The sequence below is a fragment of the Paradesulfitobacterium ferrireducens genome (genome assembly GCF_017310645.1).
In the GTDB taxonomy this organism is placed as follows: Bacteria; Bacillota; Desulfitobacteriia; order Desulfitobacteriales; family Desulfitobacteriaceae; genus Paradesulfitobacterium; species Paradesulfitobacterium ferrireducens.
On record NZ_JAFLRH010000019.1, the window covers coordinates 234,961 to 241,177 of the forward strand.

At 47.3% G+C, this 6,217-nt stretch carries 5 protein-coding genes; 3 read left to right on the forward strand and 2 right to left on the reverse strand.

Going from position 1 to position 6,217, the window contains the following annotated elements:
- Window positions 1-7: 7 nt before the first annotated feature.
- The gene (locus J0X21_RS08390) at window positions 8-901 is read left to right on the forward strand and encodes a fumarylacetoacetate hydrolase family protein (protein ID WP_206811742.1); all 894 of its coding nucleotides are present in this window, start codon (window positions 8-10) and stop codon (window positions 899-901) included.
- A gap of 42 nt (window positions 902-943) precedes the next feature.
- Here the strand turns inward: J0X21_RS08390 and J0X21_RS08395 are convergent, their stop codons facing one another.
- Both J0X21_RS08395 and J0X21_RS08400 read right to left on the reverse strand, forming a co-directional pair.
- Window positions 944-2,284: a cbb3-type cytochrome c oxidase subunit I gene (locus J0X21_RS08395; RefSeq protein WP_206811743.1), complete on the reverse strand. Its 1,341-nt coding sequence runs from the start codon at window positions 2,282-2,284 to the stop codon at window positions 944-946.
- The gene (locus tag J0X21_RS08400) at window positions 2,281-2,670 is read right to left on the reverse strand and encodes a c-type cytochrome (protein ID WP_206811744.1); all 390 of its coding nucleotides are present in this window, start codon (window positions 2,668-2,670) and stop codon (window positions 2,281-2,283) included. The genes J0X21_RS08395 and J0X21_RS08400 overlap by 4 nt, the downstream gene beginning before the upstream one ends.
- A 177-nt stretch (window positions 2,671-2,847) precedes the next feature.
- Between J0X21_RS08400 and J0X21_RS08405 the strand changes: the two genes are divergently transcribed.
- On the forward strand, window positions 2,848-4,305 hold the full coding sequence (locus J0X21_RS08405) for a sigma-54 interaction domain-containing protein (protein ID WP_206811745.1): 1,458 nt from the start codon (window positions 2,848-2,850) through the stop codon (window positions 4,303-4,305).
- A gap of 344 nt (window positions 4,306-4,649) precedes the next feature.
- Window positions 4,650-6,059, forward strand: a complete 1,410-nt coding sequence (locus tag J0X21_RS08410) for a hypothetical protein (protein WP_206811746.1) — start codon at window positions 4,650-4,652, stop codon at window positions 6,057-6,059.
- Window positions 6,060-6,217 lie beyond the last annotated feature (158 nt).

The window sequence follows — 6,217 nt, forward strand, 5'->3', positions numbered from 1 at the left end:
AGCATAGTTGAAATTAGCAACGATTTACCGCAATCAAGACCTCGTCTTAGGGATTAAAACGGAAAAAGGAATTCTAGATATCCGGGAAGCAGGCAGGCTCTTGGGACAGGATGTCCCAGTCCGAATCGAGCAGGTTCTTCAGAGTCCCCAAGAACAACTCCAGGCACTTGGCCTGCTGGTTAAAAATGCGGAACTCAGCTCCGGGCATGGGGACAGCAGGCTCTGGCTCCGGGAAGATGAGGTTGAATTTGCCCCTTGTGTGACAAATCCGGAAAAAATTCTGTGTGTGGGCTTAAACTATCGTAAGCATGCAGAAGAAACAAAGCATCCGATTCCAGCCACACCGGTGCTTTTCAGTAAATTTGCCAATGCGCTTTCAGGACACAGGGAAACCGTCAGCTTGCCTAGTGAGGCCCGTGAGTTCGATTATGAAGTAGAGCTTGTGATCGTGATCGGGAAAGAAGGTAAAAACGTACCGGAAGAAGACGCTCTGTCCTATGTATTCGGCTATACGGCAGGGAATGACCTTTCCGTGCGCGATCTACAAATGCGCACCAGCCAATGGCTGCTCGGCAAAACCTGTGACGGTTTTGCACCACTTGGACCTTACTTAGTGACGGCGGATGAAATTCCCAACCCAAACCTTCTGGCTTTAGAAAGCCGGGTCAATGGGGAAAAACGCCAGTCCTCCAATACCAAAGATATGATCTTCAACTGCGCGGCTCTGATTAGTTACATTTCTAAATATATGACCCTTAAGCCAGGAGATTTGATTTTCACCGGCACACCGGAGGGGGTTGTGCACGGATATCCTAAGGACAGGCAGGTTTGGCTTAAATCCGGGGATGAGGTCATTGTTAGCATTGAAAGAATCGGAGAACTTAAAACAATTCTCAAATAAGGAAAACCAATGCAGCCGCTGTAACAACTAGACCGGGCGTACTCAGGAGTCGGATGCGGCTGGGCGGCTATTGCGCCAAGCTTTGAGGATCTGCCATACGAGTAATAGGTCTCCGCTGGTGAACAGCAAACCTCCGGCGGCGCGGGCGATTAAATAGAGGTTTAATTTCAGGTTGACCTCCATGAAATCCATTCCCAGGTAACGGGCCCGGTATGCCTGGAGAAACCCGGCAATCAGCAAGGCGGTGCTCATCATCAGGAGTCCCCCGTTCAGGGCCAGAACGGCCAGTATTCCCCGGCGATAGGTTTTGTGGTCAGGCTGGGTGCCGCGGCTAAGGATATAGTACGCCCCGCCTAGGACCAAAAAGCCCAAACTGCCGAAAAGGGCTAAGTGGGCATGTCCGGAAGTAATATAGGTTCCATGCATATAGAGGTTGATCCAAGGCACGGTGATGATAAAACCGAGAAGGGACGCCCCGGTGACATGATAGAAGAGGCTGCTTAAGATTAAGGCCAGGGTGAGCTTTTGTCGGTTGCCCAGCTTGGGTCTTTTTTTTAAGCCTTTATGAACCATGAGTACCAGTAAAGCCACCGGAATTAGCTGAAAAAAGCTGAAAGTAAACCCGACAATGAGCCAATAGGCGGGAAAGCCGATCCAGTAATAGTGATGGCCGGTTCCGAAAAGGCCCGCGGCAACGGTCAAAGCCGCTTCTAGGTAAAGCCACTTTTCAATATCTTTTTTGCCTGCAAGGCCGGTATTTTTAAGGTAAGAGGCTAAAAAACCGGCTGTGGTTAACTCAAAAGCCATCTCTTCCCAGGCGTGAACGACCCAGAATTTGGTGGCTTCATCCGCGATCGGATTGGTTATGGTTAAGATATTAGGAATTAAAAATAAAAGCAGAAGGATCGTTCCGGCGCTCATGATCATGGCTGCCGGAGTGATCCTTTGCTTGTGTTTCACCAAAGTGCGGATGAGGTTATAGGAAAAAAGCGCCAAGGCCAGCGCTATTCCGGCATAGGACCAAGGGAGCCCTTCTAAATATTCACGGCCGCGTCCGAGGCGAAAAGAAAGACTTGCATAAATGGAGAGACTGGAGGTCAGAACAAGCCAAAACTGCCAGCGGGCCAGGCGCAGGGAAAAAATCTCCCGGTCTAAGTCTTCACTGACAAAATAATAAACCATGCCCATGGTGCCGATTAAGGGCCAGAGTACTGCCAGCCCGAGGTGAATGGATCTGCCGTATTCATAGGGAATAGGGGAGGGCAGGTCGGGTATGATTAAGTCGGCTGCTCCCAGAAGGGCGACGATTCCCTGGGTTCCGAAAAGAAGAGCGGCGGCTAGAGTATACCGGCGTGCGATAACTTGTGCTTGAAATGTTTTCATTCCCTAACCTCCCTTGGTTCGGGGGGCCAGCCTAAGGTGGGGATATCTCCGAGGAATTTAAGATAGCTGATTAGCGCTTCCGCATCCGCTGTTTCCAAAGCGGGATGAAGGTGTTCGCGGTTTGGCCTCATCACGGGCGGATCCGTAAGGTAATTCAGGACTTCATCCTCGGACCGGCGTTCTAGCAGCTTGGTCAAGTCATTCCCCACATAGCCCCCGTTCCCAAAAAGGGCATGGCAACTAATACAGTTGTTTTTTTGCCACACTGTCTTTCCCTCCCGGGCATTTTCCGGCATCGTATAGGGGAGCTTCCAGGACGTGATATTCGCTCCCAGAAAAGCGCCCACCAGCAGTAAAATGATCCAAGCGAACGTGCGCAGTCTCAAATTTCTACCTTCCGTTTCCAATGTAAGATAGTTGATCCTGGATATGATACTAGTATTTGCCAAAGGGAAACCCTTTACTCATACCCATGATTGCCGAGAAGGGAGAGCATTATGCAGTGGCGAATTATTTATAAAGTAGACTAGGCAAATTTTTATAGCAGGTGAAGAGGGAGTAGCATGGAAAGTAACAATAATAACTCTACCATTTTGGGCCAAGTGAACGGCCAGCAGTTTGGAACCATTGAGGAGCTGGCGGCCGAATTACATGCAATTTTTCAAACGTCTTATGACGGAATCTATATGACGGACGCCAATGGCAAAACTCTAAGAGTAAACAGCGCCTATCAAAGGGTCACCGGGATTCCATTAGAGAAGCTAATCGGCCGCAATATTAAAGATATCGTAGAGGAAGGATTAATCAGTGAATCCATTACTTTTAAAATTCTCCAGGAAGGTAAAGCTTTAACCATTAAGCAGACGGTCAGCAACGGTAAGGAAATTCTGGTCACCGGAAGCCCGATTTTTAATGATAAGGGGGAAATCAGCCGGGTTGTAACCAATGTCCGGGACATGAGCGAATTGAGAGAGCTGGAAAAAAAGCTTGAACATACTTTGGAGCTAAAAGCACACTTTGAGCGGGAAATCTCACAGCTTAAAAAGAAATATGAAGGCCGCAGCGATATCATTGCCCAAAGCCAAAGCATGAGCAATGTGATCGAATTGGCCGAGCGCCTGGCCAAAGTGGATACAACCGTCCTTATTTTGGGAGAATCAGGGGTTGGTAAGGAACTGGTGGCCCAGCTTATTCATAAAGACAGCCCCAGAGCTAAAGAAGGAACCTTTATTAAAGTCAATTGCGGCGCCATCCCGGCTGAACTCTTGGAATCCGAACTGTTCGGGTATGAGGAAGGGGCCTTTAGCGGCGCACGCAAGGGCGGGAAAGCAGGCCTCTTTGAAATTGCGGATAAAGGAACGATTTTCCTGGATGAAATCGCAGACCTGCCTCTGAATTTACAGGTCAAGCTCCTCAGAGTTCTGCAGGAAGGAGAACTCACTCGTTTAGGGGGAACTAAACCGGTAACAATAGACGTTAGGCTAGTGTCTGCTACCAATAAGGATTTGGCCAAAATGGTGAAGGATAAGCTTTTTCGCGAAGACTTGTACTACCGCTTAAACGTGGTGCCTTTGGTTATCCCGCCCTTGCGCGAGCGCAAAGAAGATATCTTTCCCATTACAGCCTCATATCTTAGGCATTTTAATGCTAAATATAAAACTGACAAAATTTTGGCTCCCGAAGTAATTGATACCTTCTATCAATATGAATGGCCGGGGAATATCCGGGAGCTGGTAAATACATTGGAAAGGCTAGTCGTTACCGTGGCCCAAGATGTAATTCGCGTGGACCATCTGCCGCTCCAGTTTTTATCCAAGCCCCAAGATGAACTGAAAAAATCCCAATCCCTTCCGGCCATGGTAGCTGAACTCCAAGAAACCCTAATCCTCAATGCTTTGAAGGAACAGCGCTCAACCCGCAAAGCAGCCCGGGTTTTAGGAATTAGTCAATCAGCCCTTATGAAAAAAATTAAAAAGTACGGCATTGTCTATGAAGAAAGCTGGGGCTCGAGCCGAATTTGATAGGAATCATTGAGCACTTAGGTAATCACTAAGAAGAAACTTCTCCAGCGGGGGTTTGACCTGAAGTTGCCCTAATAGTGAGTCTTTATGGATTCATTATTAGGGCAATAATTTGTGAATGCATTCGTGTTAATGCGCATTTGAGGGGCATTTCATAATTGGTACAATAATTGCAAAATTAAGAATGACAGGAACTGTAAGAATGTTAATAGAAGAAAGGGTGAGAGAAGGTTAGACAGATAAGAAAGTAGAGAAGCAAAACCAGAAACCATGCGAAAACAACAGAAAAAACATTAAACTGCGAAAGCACAAAACCCTTTATCGGAGAAGGAGATGAGACGAAAATGGCTATCGGATTGCCCAGTTCAAAACGCAAACACGGTCAGGAGCAGCCCTATATTCCCCTCGGTATTTTCAAGCTGCGGCTTCCATTTATTCATTACGGTGTTGAGGTGCCGGAAATTATCCAGGCTATTTTCATGTTTGTAACCGGCTTAGCTGCCACTAAATTTCTGCAAGATATGTTTGGTGTTTCATTTGAGGTAGCGCTCACCATCGTTCTTTTTCATGAAATTACTTATAGCCTGCACCAGCTTCTGGGAGACCCGGTCATTGCCGGTTGGATTACCCCGGCGATTCCCTTAACCGTGGCCTATCTATCTAAGTATGCGTTAGGGGTGGAACGGATTGAGGCTTTAATTGCCTTGCAGGTTACCGTCGGAATTATGTTCTTAATTTTGGGAACAACCGGACTTGCAAAAAAGATTCTCGATATTCTGCCCAATTCTCTGAAGGCCGGAATTATTCTGGGAGCCGGTATTGCTGCGATTGTCGGGAAATACGGCTTTTTACCCAAGGAACAGGGTGGGGTCGGATTTGCCATGTATCCGATTTCGATGAGCGTCGGCATCGCTTTGGCCTTTTTCCTGTTATATGCTAAAGGATTTGAAGCGATGAAAGCTAAAGGCGGATCGATTGTGGGCATATTCGCCAAATATGGGATGGTGCCCGGAATTATCGGCGCGATGATTGTTGGGATTGCGGTAGGGGAAGTCCAGATGCCGAAGATCGATCAGTGGGGTTTCTTCGTTCCTCATGTAAGGGAAGTGTTCAGCACAATGAACGCTTTTGCCGTTGGTATTCCGTCCCTTTCCATGTTTATCGCTGCCTTGCCCATGGCTATCGTCGCATACATCATTGCCTTTGGCGATATTATTATCGGTCAGACTGTCATCGAAAAGGCCAATGAACTTCGTGACGATGAAAAAATTGATATGGACCCGAACCGGACTAATATTCTTTGCGGCGTCCGCAATCTGATTGAAGGCACCATGTTTCCGACTGTGACCCTGGCCGGTCCCCTGTGGGCTGCCATGACCGTAGCCGTAGCCGAACGCTATAAGCAAGGCCGCAAAGCGATGGATTCAATTTTTGGCGGGTCCGGGACCTTTAATATTGTCAAATGGATGGCTGTGCTCTCCTTGCCTTTAGTCGCTTTGTTTAGGCCAATTTTACCCATTGCTATTGCTCTAACTACGATGGTGCAAGGATTCGCCTGCTTCTATATCGCGATGGAAATGACCAAGACCAAAGAAGAACAGGGTGTGGCCGGGGTGATCGGTGCAATTTTAGCCATAGCCGGACCGACCTATGGCCTGGCATCAGGGATTATTCTCTATTTTGTCGTTCAGAAAATCGGAGTGTCTAAGAACCGGGAGCTCAAAGCCGTCGAAAAAGAAGTTGTTGCCAAATAATGTTAATCCACAATCTATGAAGCAATTTTAGAGCAAAGCAAGACTGCGGTAAAAGTCAAGTAATTTACCGAAAAAATATAGGAAGGTGATTTCCATGATTTAGTTGATTTTTAGAAAAAAGGGTACACTAAATAAACCCTCCATCTACAAAAGGTAAT